The 14,307-nt window shown below is 68.1% G+C and carries 11 protein-coding genes and 1 tRNA gene; 4 read left to right on the top strand and 8 right to left on the bottom strand.

Translation table 11 applies throughout. The features are described from left to right. From H162_RS0119880 to argB, 6 genes are all read right to left on the bottom strand, one after another. A partial coding sequence (locus tag H162_RS0119880) for a beta strand repeat-containing protein (protein WP_026354865.1) occupies positions 1-5,750 on the bottom strand: 5,750 nt, incomplete at its 3' end. A 345-nt stretch (positions 5,751-6,095) separates the two neighbouring features. Next, positions 6,096-7,946: an aminodeoxychorismate synthase component I gene (gene pabB / locus H162_RS0119875; protein WP_020655248.1), complete on the bottom strand. Its 1,851-nt coding sequence runs from the start codon at positions 7,944-7,946 to the stop codon at positions 6,096-6,098. A 16-nt stretch (positions 7,947-7,962) separates the two neighbouring features. Continuing rightward, entirely contained in the window at positions 7,963-8,541 is a 579-nt protein-coding gene (slmA, locus tag H162_RS0119870; protein WP_020655247.1) for a nucleoid occlusion factor SlmA, read from the bottom strand. 27 nt (positions 8,542-8,568) lie between these two features. Then, positions 8,569-9,315, bottom strand: coding sequence for a pyrimidine 5'-nucleotidase (locus H162_RS0119865; RefSeq protein ID WP_020655246.1), 747 nt, complete (start codon positions 9,313-9,315; stop codon positions 8,569-8,571). 121 nt (positions 9,316-9,436) lie between these two features. Then, positions 9,437-9,511: transfer RNA gene (locus H162_RS0119860), tRNA-Thr, on the bottom strand. Positions 9,512-9,576: 65 nt separating this feature from the next. Further along, positions 9,577-10,506 carry an acetylglutamate kinase gene (gene argB / locus H162_RS0119855; RefSeq protein WP_051109965.1) on the bottom strand — a complete coding sequence of 310 codons (930 nt, stop codon included), beginning with the start codon at positions 10,504-10,506 and terminating at the stop codon, positions 9,577-9,579. Positions 10,507-10,685: 179 nt separating this feature from the next. Here argB and H162_RS33355 point away from each other — a divergent pair, with 179 nt between their 5' ends. Then, entirely contained in the window at positions 10,686-10,892 is a 207-nt protein-coding gene (locus H162_RS33355; protein WP_084677070.1) for a cysteine-rich CWC family protein, read from the top strand. Here H162_RS33355 and H162_RS0119850 read toward each other — a convergent pair. Continuing rightward, positions 10,876-11,931 carry an extracellular catalytic domain type 1 short-chain-length polyhydroxyalkanoate depolymerase gene (locus H162_RS0119850; protein ID WP_020655244.1) on the bottom strand — a complete coding sequence of 352 codons (1,056 nt, stop codon included), beginning with the start codon at positions 11,929-11,931 and terminating at the stop codon, positions 10,876-10,878. The two genes, H162_RS33355 and H162_RS0119850, sit on opposite strands and share 17 nt — an antisense overlap. A 141-nt stretch (positions 11,932-12,072) precedes the next feature. On the opposite strand from H162_RS0119850, the gene H162_RS0119845 reads away from it, so the two are divergent. Continuing rightward, the gene (locus tag H162_RS0119845) at positions 12,073-12,507 is read left to right on the top strand and encodes a thioesterase family protein (RefSeq protein ID WP_026354862.1); all 435 of its coding nucleotides are present in this window, start codon (positions 12,073-12,075) and stop codon (positions 12,505-12,507) included. Positions 12,508-12,547: 40 nt separating this feature from the next. Here the strand turns inward: H162_RS0119845 and H162_RS0119840 are convergent, their stop codons facing one another. Next, the gene (locus H162_RS0119840) at positions 12,548-13,030 is read right to left on the bottom strand and encodes a hypothetical protein (RefSeq protein WP_020655242.1); all 483 of its coding nucleotides are present in this window, start codon (positions 13,028-13,030) and stop codon (positions 12,548-12,550) included. 147 nt (positions 13,031-13,177) lie between these two features. Between H162_RS0119840 and H162_RS32780 the strand changes: the two genes are divergently transcribed. Beyond that, entirely contained in the window at positions 13,178-13,375 is a 198-nt protein-coding gene (locus tag H162_RS32780; RefSeq protein ID WP_051109964.1) for a DUF1289 domain-containing protein, read from the top strand. Between the two features lies 1 nt (position 13,376). Then, positions 13,377-14,288, top strand: coding sequence for an MBL fold metallo-hydrolase (locus H162_RS0119830; protein ID WP_020655240.1), 912 nt, complete (start codon positions 13,377-13,379; stop codon positions 14,286-14,288). The last annotated feature ends 19 nt before the right edge of the window (positions 14,289-14,307 follow it).

The raw sequence follows: 14,307 nt of genomic DNA, 5'->3' as shown, positions 1-14,307 counted from the left end.
GCGGTGAGGGTCTGGCCCTGCTGCGCGGTGCCGGTGATCGTGACGCTGCCGCCCGGCGTATCGTTGACGTTGGCAACCGCCGAGGTCGGGATGCTGGGCACGGCTTCCGCTGTATCGCCGACATCCGTGTAACGCGCGACGACCGTGATCGACTTGCCCACCTGTTCCTGGGTCAGGACCAGGGTCGAGCCGGTGGCGCCGGCGATGTCGACGCCGTCGGCCTGCCACTGCCAGCCGACCGTGCCCAGTCCGTCGAGGTCGGACAGCGTATGCTGCGCCGACAGGGTCTGCCCCTGCGCCGCGGTCCCAGTGATGGTGACGCTGCCGCCTGGCGCATCGTTGACGTTGGCGACCAGTGCGGTGGCGCTGCTGCTCACGCTCTCCGCGGTATCGCCCGCGTCCGTGTAGTGCGCGAGCACGGTGATCGCCTTGCCCACCTGTTCCTGGCCGAGCACCAGCGTGGCGCCGGTGGCGCCTGCGATGTCCACTCCGTCGGCCTGCCATTGCCAGCCGATGGCGCCCAGGCCGTCCGCGTCCAGCAGCGTGTGCGCAGCAGTGAGCGTCTGGCCCTGTTGCGCGGCGCCGGAGATGCTGACCTGTCCGGTCGGGAGATTGTTGAAGTTGAGCACCGCTGCCGTCGCGCTGCTGCTGACCGATTCGGCGGCGCTGGCGCCATCGAGGTAGCTCGCCACGACCGTGATCGGCTTGCCCACATGGTCCTGGGTCAGCAGCAGCGTGCTGCCGGTGGCGCCAGGGATGTCCACACCGTCGGCCTGCCACTGCCAGCCGATCGTGCCCATGCCGTCGAGGTCGGACAGTGCGGCGCTCGCGGTCAGCGTCTGGTTCTCGACGACGCTGCCGCTGATGGTGACGCTGCCGCTCGGGGCATCGTTGACGTTGGCGACCAGGGCGGTCGCGCCGCTGTCCACGCGCTCCGCGGTACCGCCCGCGTCCGTGTAGCGCGCGACCACGGTGATCGCCTTGCCGACCTGCTCCTGGGCCAGGACCAGGGTCGAGCCGGTGGCGCCGGCGATGTCGCTGCCGTCGGCCTGCCACTGCCAGCCGATGGCGCCGATGCCGTCGCCATCGAGCAGGGTGTGCGATGCCGACAGGGTCTCGCCCTGGGCGGCCAGGCCGGTGATGCCGACCGACCCTGCCGGTGCGGAGTTCACGGCCGTGACGCCGATGGTGGCCGTGGCGCTGCCGGTATCGAGTCCGCCGTCGGCGACGCCGTCGCCGTCGACCAGCGTGAACGCGACGGTGCGCGCCGCGGTCGACGGGCTGGCGGAGGTGTTCGCGTAGGCGATCTCGCGGACCAGCTGCTGCACTGCCGCCGCGCTGGCGCCGGCGCTGAAGGCGATCGTGAGCGGGGCGCCATTGTCGCCGCCGCTGAAGGCGCCGATCACGGTATTGCCGTAGGTGACGTTCGATCCACTGACGCCGATCTGGCCGGCGCCGGTGCCGGTGTGCGTGATCGTCAACTGGTCGGCGGCCGTGCCGTTGGCGCTGAAGGACACGACCAGGCTGCCACCGGCGAAATCGCCGCTGTCGATGTCGGCGATCGTCGCGGCGGGCGCAATCGGCGTTGCGGCCGTTCCTTCCGAATACGCCAGCGTGGCGCCGACCAGGTCGACGACCGGCGCATCGTTCACGGAGCGCACTTCGACCGTGGTGGCCGCCATGTCGCTGCCGCCCATGCTGTCGCTGATCGTCACCGTGACGGTGCGCGTTCCGTGGGCGGGGGTGGCGGTGTTCGCATTCGCGTAGGTCAGGGCGCCGAGCAGGCTTGTCACTTGCGCCGGGGTCGCGTTGGTCAGGAAGACGATCAGGTCGCCGCCGCTGCCGTCCAGGGCGATCATGCCGATGGGAACTCCGTCGACCGTCACCGCGCTCCCTACGGTCAGGCCCGACGGCAGGGCGACCGCACCGGTGGACCGGATGCCGAGGACGTCCTCGCCCGGCACGCGGTTGGTGACGGCCACGTGCAGGACGCCGCCGTGCAGGATGGCGTTGTTCAGGTCCGTGAGGCTGGCGGCGGCGCCGCTGTCGAGCAGCACCGCGGCGCCGCCCTCGATGAAGGTGGCGGAATCGCCGGACAGGTTGCCGATGACCGGCGGCTCATTGCGCACGATGAAGTCGAGGCGGTCATTGATGTCGTACTTGCCGCTGGCGTCCTGCGTGGTTTCGCTGTCGTAGGCGAGGGTGACCGGCAGGCTGACCAGCCCCTGGCCGGCACTTGGCGCGCCGTTGTCGTCGCCGGCCACGTCCGGGGCGCCGTCGGGATCCGGATTGCCCGGGACGGAGATGAGCTGGTACAGGGGCGCACCGGGAGCGAAGTTCGATTCGGCGACCTGGACGATGTAGTCGCCCGGAGCCAGTCCGGCGAATTTGTACACGCCGCCGGCGGCGGTCGTGGTGGTGGCGAGGACGGTCACGCCGTCTGCCGCCAGCAGGCGCACGGTGACGCCGCTGATTCCGCTGTCGCCTGCACCGGCGACGTCGTCATGGTCGATGTCGTTGACGACGCGTCCGCCCAGTTCGAGCGCGTCGAGCGGGACCGTGGTGCTGGCGGTCACGCTGCCGAAGTTCGAGGTGACGGTGCTGCTGCTGGACGGGTTGACGAGCAGCTGGCCGGTTTGCGAGTCGACGGTGGCGATGGTCTGCACGACCACGGTCTGTCCCGGGGCCAGCGTGCCGAGGTTCATCGGGCCGCCGGTGGATACGCTGGTGTCGGTCGCGGATGCGGAACCGGATGGCGCAGCGGGGGGCGCGGCCGGCGTGGACACCGGGTCGGCAGGCTGCGCGGGCGGCTGCGCGGAGGCGGGCGCCGCCGCCGCTCCCGCCGTGACGAATGCTGTCGGCAGCGGGACATCGGCCGCGGCGCCGTACACGCCTTCGGCGGCGGGCGCGCTCGGGTAGGAGGTGAGGACGACACGCGATTCGGTGCCGGTATTCTTGCTGTTCAGGTAAGCCAGGATCGCCGCCTGGTCGTTGCCCGCGCCGGTATAGCCCTCGAGCTCGATCCGGGTGTCGAAGCGCTGGCGCAGGTAGATTTCGTTGTAGCCGGTGGGCGCGCTCAGGGTATTGCCGCTCGCATCCAGCCTGATCACGGACGAATCGACCTGGCCAAGGATGTTGTTGCTGGTCGCGCCGGCCTGGACATACACGGCATCCGTGCCCAAGGCGCTGGTGACCGCGATGTTGTTGTCCTTCAGCGTGAGGTTGGTGACGCCGATGCCGTCGGTCGCCGTCACCGACACGCCGCGGTTGGCCACCTCGCGCACCTGGTTGTTGGATACCAGGGCGGTGTGCGTGCCCGCTCCGCTGGATCCGAGGACGATGCCCGAGCTTTGCTTCGAGCCGCTGTCGGTCACGCCCGTCGTGCCGATGGTGTTGTTCTGGATGGAGCCGTTGACGACCGCGCCGGCGGTGGACGAGCTCAGGCCGGCGGTGATCGCCGTGCCGACGGCGCCGTTGATCGTGTTGTTGCTGATGTTGTAGTCGAGGCGGCCGCTCCAGAAAGCAGGGTTGATGCCGCCGCCCGCGCTCACGGTGATGCCCTGTCCCAGGCCCTGGGCATGGCCGCCGGTGAGGGTATTGCCGGTAAAGGTCACGTGCAGGTTGCCGCTCGCGCCATTGCTGGTGCCCGCCGCCGCCTGGAAGTGGTCGCCCCGGTTGGCGGTGAAGGTATTCGACGTGATGTTGGCGTACACGTCGGCGCTGCCGTAGGACTCGACGCGCACGCCATCGTTGCCCCAGCCGAAGGAGTTGTTGCCGAAGCTGCTGTTGCTGATGTTGACCGTCGCCGTGCCCGCGTTGTTCCAGAGGTTGAAGTTGTCCTCGCCCGACCCCGACACCCTCAGGTTGGTCACGTTGATCGTGCCGGTGGCGCCGTTGGCCATCGAGTCGGGGTAGGCGTCGCCGAGCTGCACGCCGGCGTCGCGCCCGGCGTCGCCGTTGTTGGTGATGTCCAGCCGGTTCAGCGTCAGGTTCACCAGGTTGGTGCCGCGGATGCCGTCGTTCAGGCTGCCGGTCACTTCCATCTGGTTCAGCACCACGTCGCGCGTCGCATTCAGCACGATGCCGGTGTCGGTCGAGTTGGCGATCGTGCCGCCCGAGTCGTTATTGGTGTTGCTGCCGTCGCCGGTGACGTTCAGGTTGCCGAAGTTGCCGGTCGAATCGAGGCGGATGCCGACCGTGGCGCCGTTCGACGAGATGCTCTTGAAGCTCAGGTCGGCCGCGCCGATGTTGGTGTTCTGGACGTTCAGGGCGGTTCCCGCGCCCGAGACGATGGTGTTGTTGGCGCCGGTGACGCTCACCGTGCCGCCGCCGGTCGCGGAAAACGCGGTGGTGTTGCTGGCGCTGGTGTTGAGCGCCAGGCCGCCGTCGAAGTTGATGACCGCGCCGGTGTTGTTCGCCAGGCTGATGCCGTCGCTGCTCGCGCTGGCGCTCACCGCGCCGTCGAAATCGACGCTGCCGCCGGTCTTGCCGGAGACGCTGATCGCCGCCGCATTGCCGGTATGCGTGACCGTGCCGTTGTAGTCGACGCTGCCGGTGCCGCCGGTGACGACGACACTGGCGCCGGTGGCGCCGCTGAGCGCGCCCGTGCCCAGGTTGACGGTGCCGGCGACCGCGTTGAGGCTGACGTTGTTCGTGCCGCCGTCGGAATCGGTGCGGACGAAACCGGTGCCGGCGAAGCTGCCGGTGCTGAGGGACAGCGCCTGGCCCGCGGTGTCGATGGCGCTGTCGCGCACGGTCAGGGTGCCGAAGTTCGCGCCGGCGATGCCGGTCGCGCTGCCGCCGATCGTGATGCCGGCGATCTCGTTGCCCGTCGCGAGCGTCACGGTGGTCCCGCTGGTGGCGGCCAGGGTCGAGCGCGCGCCCGTGGCATCGGCCAGGGTCATGCCCTCCACCACCAGCGCGGCGCCCGAGCCGACCAGGTGCTGGTTCGCCTCGAGCGTCAGGGCGCCGCTGGCGTTGTTCTTGACATAGATGGTGTCGCCGGCGCCGTCGACGTCGCCGGCCCCGTTCAGCGCGCTGGTGGTATTGAACGGGTTGTCCGAGCTGCCGTCGCCGCCTGCCGCCGCCGAGCCGTCGACGTACCAGACCTTGCCGGTGACGTTGATCTCCACCTTCGCGGTGGAGCTCAGGTCGTCCGCATTGCCGGCGATGTTGTCGATGCCGCCATCGCGGATGGTGTAGGTGAACGAGTCGTAGCCGGTATACCCGGTGGCCGGCTTGTAGCTGAAGCTGCCGTCCGCGTTCATCGTCACCTTGCCCTGCGCGGTCGCATAGGTGGCGCCGGCGACGAAGTCCGCTCCCTGGACCTTGGCGAGCGCATAGCTGTCCCCGTTGAATTCCCTGTCGTTGGCGAGTACGCCATTGGCCGCCTTGACTGCCGGGCCGGTGACGGCGCCGCCGCCGGCCTGCAGGACGGTATTCCCGGCCACGGTATAGCTCTCGCCCACGGCAACCGGCGACACGTTGACGGCGGCGCTCCCGGTCAGGCCGTCGAGGGCCTGGTCGAGCGTGACGTTGTCGGCGCTGGTGCTGGTGCTGTCGTTGGTGACCGCGACCGTCACGACCACGGTATCGCCCGGATCGATGGCGCCGTCGCTGTCCACGTCGCCGCCCGGCGCCAGCGTCGCCGTCTGGGTGGCGCTCAGCGTGTCGGACGGGGCCGAGAGCGCAAGGGCGGTCGCGTTGTCGGGAACCGGGTTGGCGGCGGTGTTCAGGGCGGGGGCAGTCATGAGGTCTCTTTCCGTATTGCCGGCCGTGCGGAGCGGTCAGCTGATTTTTTTATGGCGATTCGGGCCTGCGTCCAGGCAGGGACGGCAGGAGGTGCGGGGAGGGTAGGCTTGCGCTAGATCGGGGATGCGGAACGGCAAAAAATGTTGAATTCTAGCAAATTTATTATGAAAAATGGGTAAGAATCGCTATCCAGCAGGCATCGGAGCCGGGTAATCCGCTCGACATGTGGTTATTTGGTCTACATCGACGCGTCGCCTGTCGATTTCCGGGCAAGGCCGGGCTTCCGGCAAAAGAAAACCGGCCATGAAGGCCGGTTTTGCTTGACGCGCAGGACTGGGCCCTGGCTAGCGCTCCTGGGCGGCCTGGAGGACTGTCGCGTCGGCCACGAGGACGGCGCGCAGCGGGCCGCGCAAGGCATTGCACACGACGATGTCGTCGGCCTGCGCCAGCATCTCGCGGGTGATCACGCGCTCGCGCGCGTGCCAGGCCGGCGCCGCCAGCATCACGGTGCGCATCACGCCCGGCAGCAGGCCCGAGGAGAGCGGCGGCGTATACCAGTCCGCCCCGAAGCGCACGAACACATTGCTGCGTCCTCCCTCGGTCAGTTCCCCGCGCTCGTTGAAGAACAGGGCGTCGAAGGCGCCATGCGCCTCGGCCGTCTTCCATGCCGCGTCGTAGCGGCTGCGCACGCTGGTCTTGTGGCGCAGGAAGAGGTCGTCCGCGCGCGTGGTCTCGTTCGCCAGCACGACGGCCACCGGTTCGTTCAGCGGCGCGAGCACGCCGGTCTGCACGTTCAGTTCGCCCATGGGCGACACCGACAGCCGCATCCGGTGCAGCTGCCCGTGCGGCAGCGCCAGGCAGGCTTCGGTCAGCAGGGCTTGCGCGGTCGCGCGCTCGAAGCGGAAACCGAAATACGCGCACGAGGCGGCGATCCGGTCGAGGTGCAGGTCGAGGTGGCGCGGACCGTCGTCCCAGGAGGCGCGGATGGTCTCGAACAGCTCGAATTCGTTGGCCAGGCCGGTCAGGAAGCGCGCCTTCAGCTGGCATTCGGCGAATTCGGCCTGTGCATCGCTGTCGTAGACGATGCCGGCGCCCACGCCCAGCTCGCCGCGCCGCACGCCGTTCTCCGGCGCCTGCAGCGCCAGGGTGCGGATCGGGACGGACAGGCAGAAGTCGCCGAAGTCCTCGCCGGCTGGCGGAGGATCGAACCAGCCGATCGCGCCGGTATAGATGCCGCGCGCCGCCGGTTCCAGTTCGTGGATGATCTCCATGGTGCGGCGTTTCGGCGCGCCGGTGATCGAGCCGCAGGGATACAGGGCGCTGAAGATCTCGCCCAGGGTCGCGCCTGGGCGCAGGCGCGCCTGCACCGTGGACGTCATCTGCAGCACCGCGCCGTAGCGCGTCACCTCGAACAGTGCGGGCACCTCGACGCTGCCGGTCTGGGCCACCCGGCCCAGGTCGTTGCGCAGCAGGTCGACGATCATCAGGTTCTCGGCGCGGTTCTTGGGGTCCGCCGCCAGCGCCCGGGCGCATTCCTCGTCCACCAGCGCGTTGCCGCTGGCGGGCGCCGTGCCCTTCATGGGGCGCGCCAGCAGGCGGCCGCCCTCGTGGCGCACGAACAGCTCCGGCGAGAACGACAGCACGGCGCCGCCGTCGGGCAGGGCGAGCAGCGCGCCGTAGGGAACCGGCTGGCGCGCGCGCAGGCGCGCGTACAGCGCCAGCAGCGGGCCGTAGGCGTCGAAGCGCAGGCGGTAGGTGTAGTTGACCTGGTAGGTGTCGCCGGCGGCGATGTAGTCGCGGATGCGCGCGATGGCGTCGGTAAAGGCGGCCTGGTCGACATTCGGCGCGATGCCGGCCACGCCGGAGCGCTCGCGGCCGGCGTTGCGCGTGGCCAGCCAGCCTTCGACCTGGGCCGGCGTCATGCGCTCGCACTGCGCGAACAGCAGCACCTGCGCCAGCGGTCCGTCCTGGGGCCGCGCCGGCAATCCCGCCAGGTGCGCGCCCAGTTCGTAGCTCAGCAGCGGGACCGCGTACAGGCCGCGTGCGAGCGCCTCCTGCAGCGCCTGCAGCAGCGGCGGCCAGCCGGCGGCATCCTCGCAGCGCAAGGTGCCCGCATGGCCGCTATACAGGCGCGAGCGCGCCTCCAGCCCGGCGCCGGCGTCGTCCAGCAGCGCAAAGACTTCCTGGGTATCCATGTCCCTTGCGCAGACCTCAGGCTGCAAGCAGCAGCGACAGCTGCAAGGCTGTGCCTTCTGCCGGATTATGTTTGAAGCCGCTCTTGGCAAAACGATGCCAGCGGCCGGTAACATAGCTTACCAGCAGACTGGCGCGCGCGCCGACGTCCGCTTCGACGCCGTGTCCCTGGGTGACCGCGACGCGCAGCGCCTGCTTGCAGGCCAGTTCGACCTTGTCGTAGAACTGGTTCATGCGCAGCTGCAGGCGCTCGTCCTCGCCGACCAGCGCGTCGCCGATCAGCACCCGGGTCATGCCGGGGTTGTTTGCCGAGAAACCGAGCAGCATCTGCAGGATCGCGTGGGCCTGGTCGAGGCCGCGCTCCTCGCGTTCGCTGATCTGGTTGATGACGCCGAATACGCTCGATTCGATGAACTCGATCAGGCCCTCGTACATCTGCGCCTTGCTGGCGAAATGGCGGTACAGCGCCGCCTCCGACACCGACAGGCGCGCGGCCAGTGCGGCGGTGGTGATCTTGTCGCCCTTCGGGTGCTCGAGCATCGAGGCCAGAGCCTGGAGAATTTGCAGCTTGCGCTGGCCTGGCTTGGTGCTTGCCATGGAATCCCTAGTGATGTTGTTGTTCGATTAGCGCAACCGGTGCAGGCGTGCAGGAAGTTGCCGCACGGATTTTACTTTGACATCGACATAACCGGGGAGTTTCAAGGTTCGCGGCAGCGGCGCGCGCCGCCCTTGTCCTGAAAAGTCGCTCACGCGCAGGTATTGGGTGACCCAGACCGTGCGCAAGCCGAGCTGGCTGGCGCTCTTCAGGTTGGCCAGGGTGTCCTCGACCAGGATGCAGCGCCGGGCGGCCACGCCATGGCGGCGCAGCAGGCGGCGCAGCATCAGCTTCGAGGGCTTGGGGCGCAGCTGGCCGTGCACGTGCATGTGTTCGATCGCGACGTGCTGCGAGAAATGGTGGTGCAGCTTCAGGCGGCGCACGATCTCGGTCGAGTAGTGGTTCGGCGCATTCGTCAGCAGGATCTTGCGGCCCGGCAGGCGGCGTAGCAGGCGCGCCAGGCCGCGCTCGGCGCGCATCATGCGGTCGAGCGGTCCGATGTCGTGGGTTTCGCGCAGGAAGTCGGCGGCCTGCACCTGGTGGTGGCGGATCATGCCGAGCAGGGTGGCGCCGTAGCGCTTCCAGTAGCCCAGGCGCGCCGCATCGACCACGGCCTGGCTGGCGGGTACGCCGCCGGCGCCCAGCACGCGCGCGATGTAGACGTTCATGTTGGCGCTGATGGCCGGGAAGATCGCGTGGGAGGCGTCGTGCAGCGTGTTGTCGAGATCAAACAGCCAGACCGGCGCGCGTAGGGTCGAAGTTGCCACGGTGAGCATGAAGCGAATGGTTGCGACCTGCGATTATAGCCACCTGGACGGCGGCATGCAGCGGACGGACGGCTTCAGGCATGTACCAGGAGGTACAGCAGAAAATGTCGGGAAAAGCGGGGGAGGGAAATGGTGCCCTTGACGTGGATTGAACACGTGGCCTCTCCCTTACCAAGGGAGTGCTCTACCACTGAGCTACAAGGGCTGGTAGTGTCGCGGCGGGTAAGACCCGCCGGGATGCGCCGGGCGGGATTTTTTCCGCCGCAACGTTTAGTGCGAACGGATCATAGTGCCAAAAGCCTGTTCGGTCAAGACTTCCAGCAACAAACTGTGTTCGATACGTCCGTCGATGATATGCACCGTATTGACGCCGGACTTCGCGGCGTCGAGCGCCGACGAGATTTTCGGCAGCATGCCGCCCGAAATCGTACCGTCCGCGAACATTTCGTCGATCTCGCGCGCCGACAGGTCGGTGACCAGGTTGCCGTTCTTGTCCTGCACGCCGGCGATGTTGGTCATCATGATCAGCTTCTCGGCTTTCAGGATCTCGGCGATCTTGCCCGCGACGACGTCGGCGTTGATGTTGTACGCCTGGCCGTCCTGGCCGAAGCCGATCGGCGAAATGATCGGGATGAAGGCGTCGTCCTGCAGCGCCTTGACCACGGCCGGGTTGATCGCATCGATCTCGCCGACGAAACCGATGTCGAGGAACTCGCCCGGCTTCTCGCGGTCAGGCATCGCCATCCTGCGTGCGCGGATCAGGCCGCCGTCCTTGCCGGTCAGGCCCACGGCCTGGCCGCCGTAGTGGTTAATCAGCATCACGATGTCCTGCTGGACTTCGCCGCCCAGCACCCACTCCACCACTTCCATGGTTTCTTCGTCGGTGATGCGCATGCCTTGCACGAAGGTGCCCTGCTTGCCGATCTTCTTGAGCGCGTTGTCGATCTGCGGGCCGCCGCCATGCACCACGACCGGATTCATGCCGACCAGCTTGAGCAGGATGACGTCGCGTGCGAAGCCGTGCTTCAGGCGTTCGTCGGTCATGGCATTGCCACCGTATTTGATGACGATGGTCTTGCCGTGGAAATTGCGGATGTAGGGAAGCGCCTCGGCCAGGATTTGCGCCTTGATCTGCGGCGAGACCGCGGTCAGGTCACTGGGTTGGTCGTCGGTCTTCAGGCTGGTCACGTGAGCGTTCATGGAGGGTCCGAAAATAATTTCGCGAGATTTTACAGGCAACGGCGCGAAAACAGCGTATACCTTGTACGGATTATAGGGCGTCTTGTTGTATTTTATGGCGCTGCACACAACTCATCTTCTGACATGCCTGAGTGTCTTTTCATAGCAAACATTTCCTTGGTGCTAAAAAAGGGGGCGCGATGAGCACCTGTACCCGCTGCGGCGCAGCATTCGGGTGCGCCATGGCCGACGGCGCCAGCGGTCCGTGCTGGTGCACCTTGCTGCCGCCCGCCGTTCCCGTGCCGCAGGAAGCGGCGGGCTGCTGGTGCCCGTCCTGCCTGCGCGCCCACATCGCGGAGCAACAAGGGCCCGGGCCTGCGCCCGACGGCATCAGCGCCGGGTCGTGAAGAAGCGCATCATCTCGCGGCTCGCGTCCGGACCCTTGCCGTCCGTATAACTGCCGCGCGCATTGCCGCCGAACCAGGCGTGGCCGGCGCCATGCACCACCCAGTGCTCGGCATGCACGGCGCCGTCGGCGCGCCGGTGCACGGTGCGCGTATAGGCGTGCCCGTCCGGCACGCGGCCCGGCTCCACCGCCACCCGGCGCGGCAGGTGGCGCGCTCCCTGGGCCACCACTTCCTCGCCGTTGGCCGGGTGCACCGTGGTGTCGCGGTCGCCGTGGAACACGATGATCGGCAGCGGGCGCCCGGTTTCCGCCTGGGCGCGCCGGAACCCGCCCTTCATGGCCGCCAGCGCGGACGGCAGGTCGTGCGCCGACGCGAACGGCAGGCCCGAATGCACGCCCACCGCCGCATACAGGTCGGGATACAGGGTGCCCATGATGGTCGCCATCGCCCCGCCGGCGGACAGCCCGGCCACGTAGACCTGGCCGGCCTCGACCGCATAGCGCTCCATGATGGCGCGCGTCATGCCGGCGATGATCGAGGGCTCGCCCTGGTCGCGCCGCTGGTCGACCGCGTTGAACCAGTTCCAGCAGCGCGAGGCGTTGGCCTGCTTGCTCTGCTCCGGATACAGCACCAGGCAGGGGAGTTCCTCGGCCAGCGCATTCATCTGGGTGCCGTTGGCGAAATCCTCGGGGTCCTGGGTGCAGCCGTGCAACATCACCAGCAGCGGGACCGCTTCGCCCGTATAGCTGCCGGGCACGTAGAGCTTGTAGTCGCGCGTGCCGGCCTCGTTGGCATGGCTGCCATCGATGAACTTTCCCGGCGGGGTCTCTTGCCTGCCTGTCGTAAACGGCAGGTCCACCGGCGCGGGTGCCGGCGCCGTCACGCCCAGGTCATGCATCTGGCGCTGGGCGGCGTGTTGCGGGGCCGAGGCGTCATTCAGCGCCTCCTGGATCACCGCGGCCGGTCCCGCCGGTCCCTTGCGCATCAGCGAGCGGGTCACGGCGCGCAGTTGTGCGAGCAGTCTCTGGTTGAGTTTCATCGGTATCCCTTATCCGTGTGCATGCTTGCAATCTCGACCCCGATCCTTACACGAGCCTTGCAGGCGTTGCCGGACAGCCCAGGCGCACCAGTCCATCTTGCGAGGCAGGCAGGATCACGGTGTTTGGGGTAACCTGCGCGCATGCTCCCCACTTTTCGACCCGGTCTGCGTTTCGAATGGCAATACACGGTACCGCCGCGCGCAACCGTGCCCGAGCTCTACCACGATACCCCGTTTTGCCGCGACATGCCGGATGTGCTCGCCACCGGCTACCTGGTCGGCATGATGGAGCTTGCCTGTCTCCACGGAATGATGCCCTACATGAATTGGCCGCAGGAGCAGAGCCTGGGAACGATGGTGAGTTTCAGCCACTTCGCGCCGACCCCGCCGGGCATGACGCTGACCATCCGCGGCGAAGTGACCGAGGTGGAAGCAAGGCGCGTGCGTTTCCGGCTCGAAGCCTGGGACGACGTCGAGCCGGTCTGCGAAGGCGTGCACGAGCGCTGCCTGATCGACAGCGCGCGCTTCGCCGAGAAAATGGCGAAGAAGCGGGCGGCTTGGTGTTCTGAATTGTGAGTTCGCCGAATTTATTCAACGAATCTGCAATTCAGAACACTTAACCGCAGGTTTCGACGTACTCGACCGCCGGCTTGACGCCGGCGCGCATGCGCGTCAGCTTGCCGTTCTTCGCCTCGAAGATCAGCGCCTTCTGCTTGCCCTTCTCGAGGATGAGGTACTGGCCGTTCTCGTCGTACTTGTGCTTTTCCACGCGCAGGCTTTTCTGCTGGCGCAGCGCCTGCTCCACGGACATGGCGGACGTGATGCCGGCGCTGTTGCGCACGATGCTGCTGGCGTCGGCGCGCGTGATGCGGCCTTCCTCGACCATGAAGCGCACGTTCGGATATTTCTTGAAGCGCACCATCGAGCAGGCCGGGTCGACCGGCGGGGGCGCGGCGCGCTGCACGAGGCGGCGCTCGGCGGTGTCGAGCCGGTCGCCGAAGCGGATATCGCCGTAGCCATCGGGGCTGAGGGTTTGCGCCGACGCGACGGCGCAGGCGCCGAGCAGGACGGCGCCGACAAGCAGGGAAGAATTGGACATGGAAGCACCTTTCCGAGAGCGTTGCTCACAGGGCGACGCGTATTGACGAGTATAGCGGCCGCCGCGCAAATGCGGCGCCTGCCTCGCGAACGCGCGATAATGCAGGTTACCCGATCCGGCGCCCGGCGCCGATACCCCAGATAGCCCATGACGCCCCCTGAACTGCAAACCCCTGTTCCCTCGCCCTGCATCAACATTTGCCAGATGGCGCCCGATACCGGCCTGTGCCGCGGCTGCCTGCGCACGATCGACGAGATCGTCGCCTGGGGCCGGGCGGACGACGACTACAAGCGCGCCGTGTGGGCCGAGATCCGGCGCCGCGAAGCGGATATCGCATGGCGCTAGCATGAGCGTGCGCCTGCCGCCGCCGATCCGCCTCCTCGAGCGCGGCTGGCTGTCGTCCAACAGCGTCCTGCTGACCGGGCCGGACGACACCGCCCTGATCGACAGCGGCTACGCCACCCACGCCGGCCAGACCCTGGCGCTGGTGCGCCATGCGCTGGCCGGGCGGTCCCTGGACCGCCTGCTCAATACCCACCTGCATTCCGACCATTGCGGCGGCAACGCGGCGCTGCGCGCGGCCTACGGCTGCCAGGTCGCGATTCCGGCGCTCGACGCCGCCAGGGTCGCCGCCTGGGACGAGGAGGCGCTCAGCTACCGCGCGACCGGGCAGCAGTGCCCGCGCTTCGGGTTCGACGCCACGCTCGCGCCGGGCATGGCCTTGATGCTGGGCGGCCTGCGCTGGGAAGTGCTGGCCGCGCCCGGCCACGATCCGCATGCGCTGCTGTTTTTTTGTGCAGAGGAGGGCGTGCTGGTCTCGGGCGACGCGCTGTGGGAAGACGGTTTCGGCGTCATCTTCCCCGAACTGGCGGGCGAGCCGGGCTTCGACGAGGTCGGCGCCACGCTCGACCTGATCGCCGGCCTTGGGGCGCGCGTGGTGATCCCGGGCCACGGCAGCGCCTTCACCGGGGTGGACGGGGCGCTGGCGCGCGCCCGGGCGCGGCTGGACTACCTGCGCGCCGACCCGGTGCGCAATGCGCGCAATGCGGTCAAGGTGCTGCTCAAGTTCCTGCTGCTGGAGCGCCAGGCGATCGCGCTGGCGGCGCTGCCGCAACTGCTCGGTTCGATCCCGCTGGTGGAGCGCGTGCGGCGCGCGCAACTGGGGCTGGCGCCCGAGGACATGGCGCACTGGGCGGCGCAGGCGCTGCTGAAGGCCGGGGCCGCCCGCATCGACGGCGCCATGCTGCACGACGTTTAGAGTCCATGGTCTAGCACGG

This window comes from Massilia niastensis DSM 21313, assembly GCF_000382345.1.
Classification (GTDB): domain Bacteria; phylum Pseudomonadota; class Gammaproteobacteria; order Burkholderiales; family Burkholderiaceae_D; genus Telluria; species Telluria niastensis.
This window is presented reverse-complemented; position numbering and strand designations above follow the sequence as displayed.

What these genes read in the sequence shown, in the direction of transcription:
- pabB (WP_020655248.1), bottom strand. Translation starts at nt 7,946, where the DNA reads ATGGATACCCAGGAAGTCTTTGCGCTGCTGGACGACGCCGGCGCCGGG.
- slmA (WP_020655247.1), bottom strand. Translation starts at nt 8,541, where the DNA reads ATGGCAAGCACCAAGCCAGGCCAGCGCAAGCTGCAAATTCTCCAGGCT.
- H162_RS0119865 (WP_020655246.1), bottom strand. Translation starts at nt 9,315, where the DNA reads ATGCTCACCGTGGCAACTTCGACCCTACGCGCGCCGGTCTGGCTGTTT.
- argB (WP_051109965.1), bottom strand. Translation starts at nt 10,506, where the DNA reads ATGAACGCTCACGTGACCAGCCTGAAGACCGACGACCAACCCAGTGAC.
- H162_RS33355 (WP_084677070.1), top strand. Translation starts at nt 10,686, where the DNA reads ATGAGCACCTGTACCCGCTGCGGCGCAGCATTCGGGTGCGCCATGGCC.
- H162_RS0119850 (WP_020655244.1), bottom strand. Translation starts at nt 11,931, where the DNA reads ATGAAACTCAACCAGAGACTGCTCGCACAACTGCGCGCCGTGACCCGC.
- H162_RS0119845 (WP_026354862.1), top strand. Translation starts at nt 12,073, where the DNA reads ATGCTCCCCACTTTTCGACCCGGTCTGCGTTTCGAATGGCAATACACG.
- H162_RS0119840 (WP_020655242.1), bottom strand. Translation starts at nt 13,030, where the DNA reads ATGTCCAATTCTTCCCTGCTTGTCGGCGCCGTCCTGCTCGGCGCCTGC.
- H162_RS32780 (WP_051109964.1), top strand. Translation starts at nt 13,178, where the DNA reads ATGACGCCCCCTGAACTGCAAACCCCTGTTCCCTCGCCCTGCATCAAC.
- H162_RS0119830 (WP_020655240.1), top strand. Translation starts at nt 13,377, where the DNA reads ATGAGCGTGCGCCTGCCGCCGCCGATCCGCCTCCTCGAGCGCGGCTGG.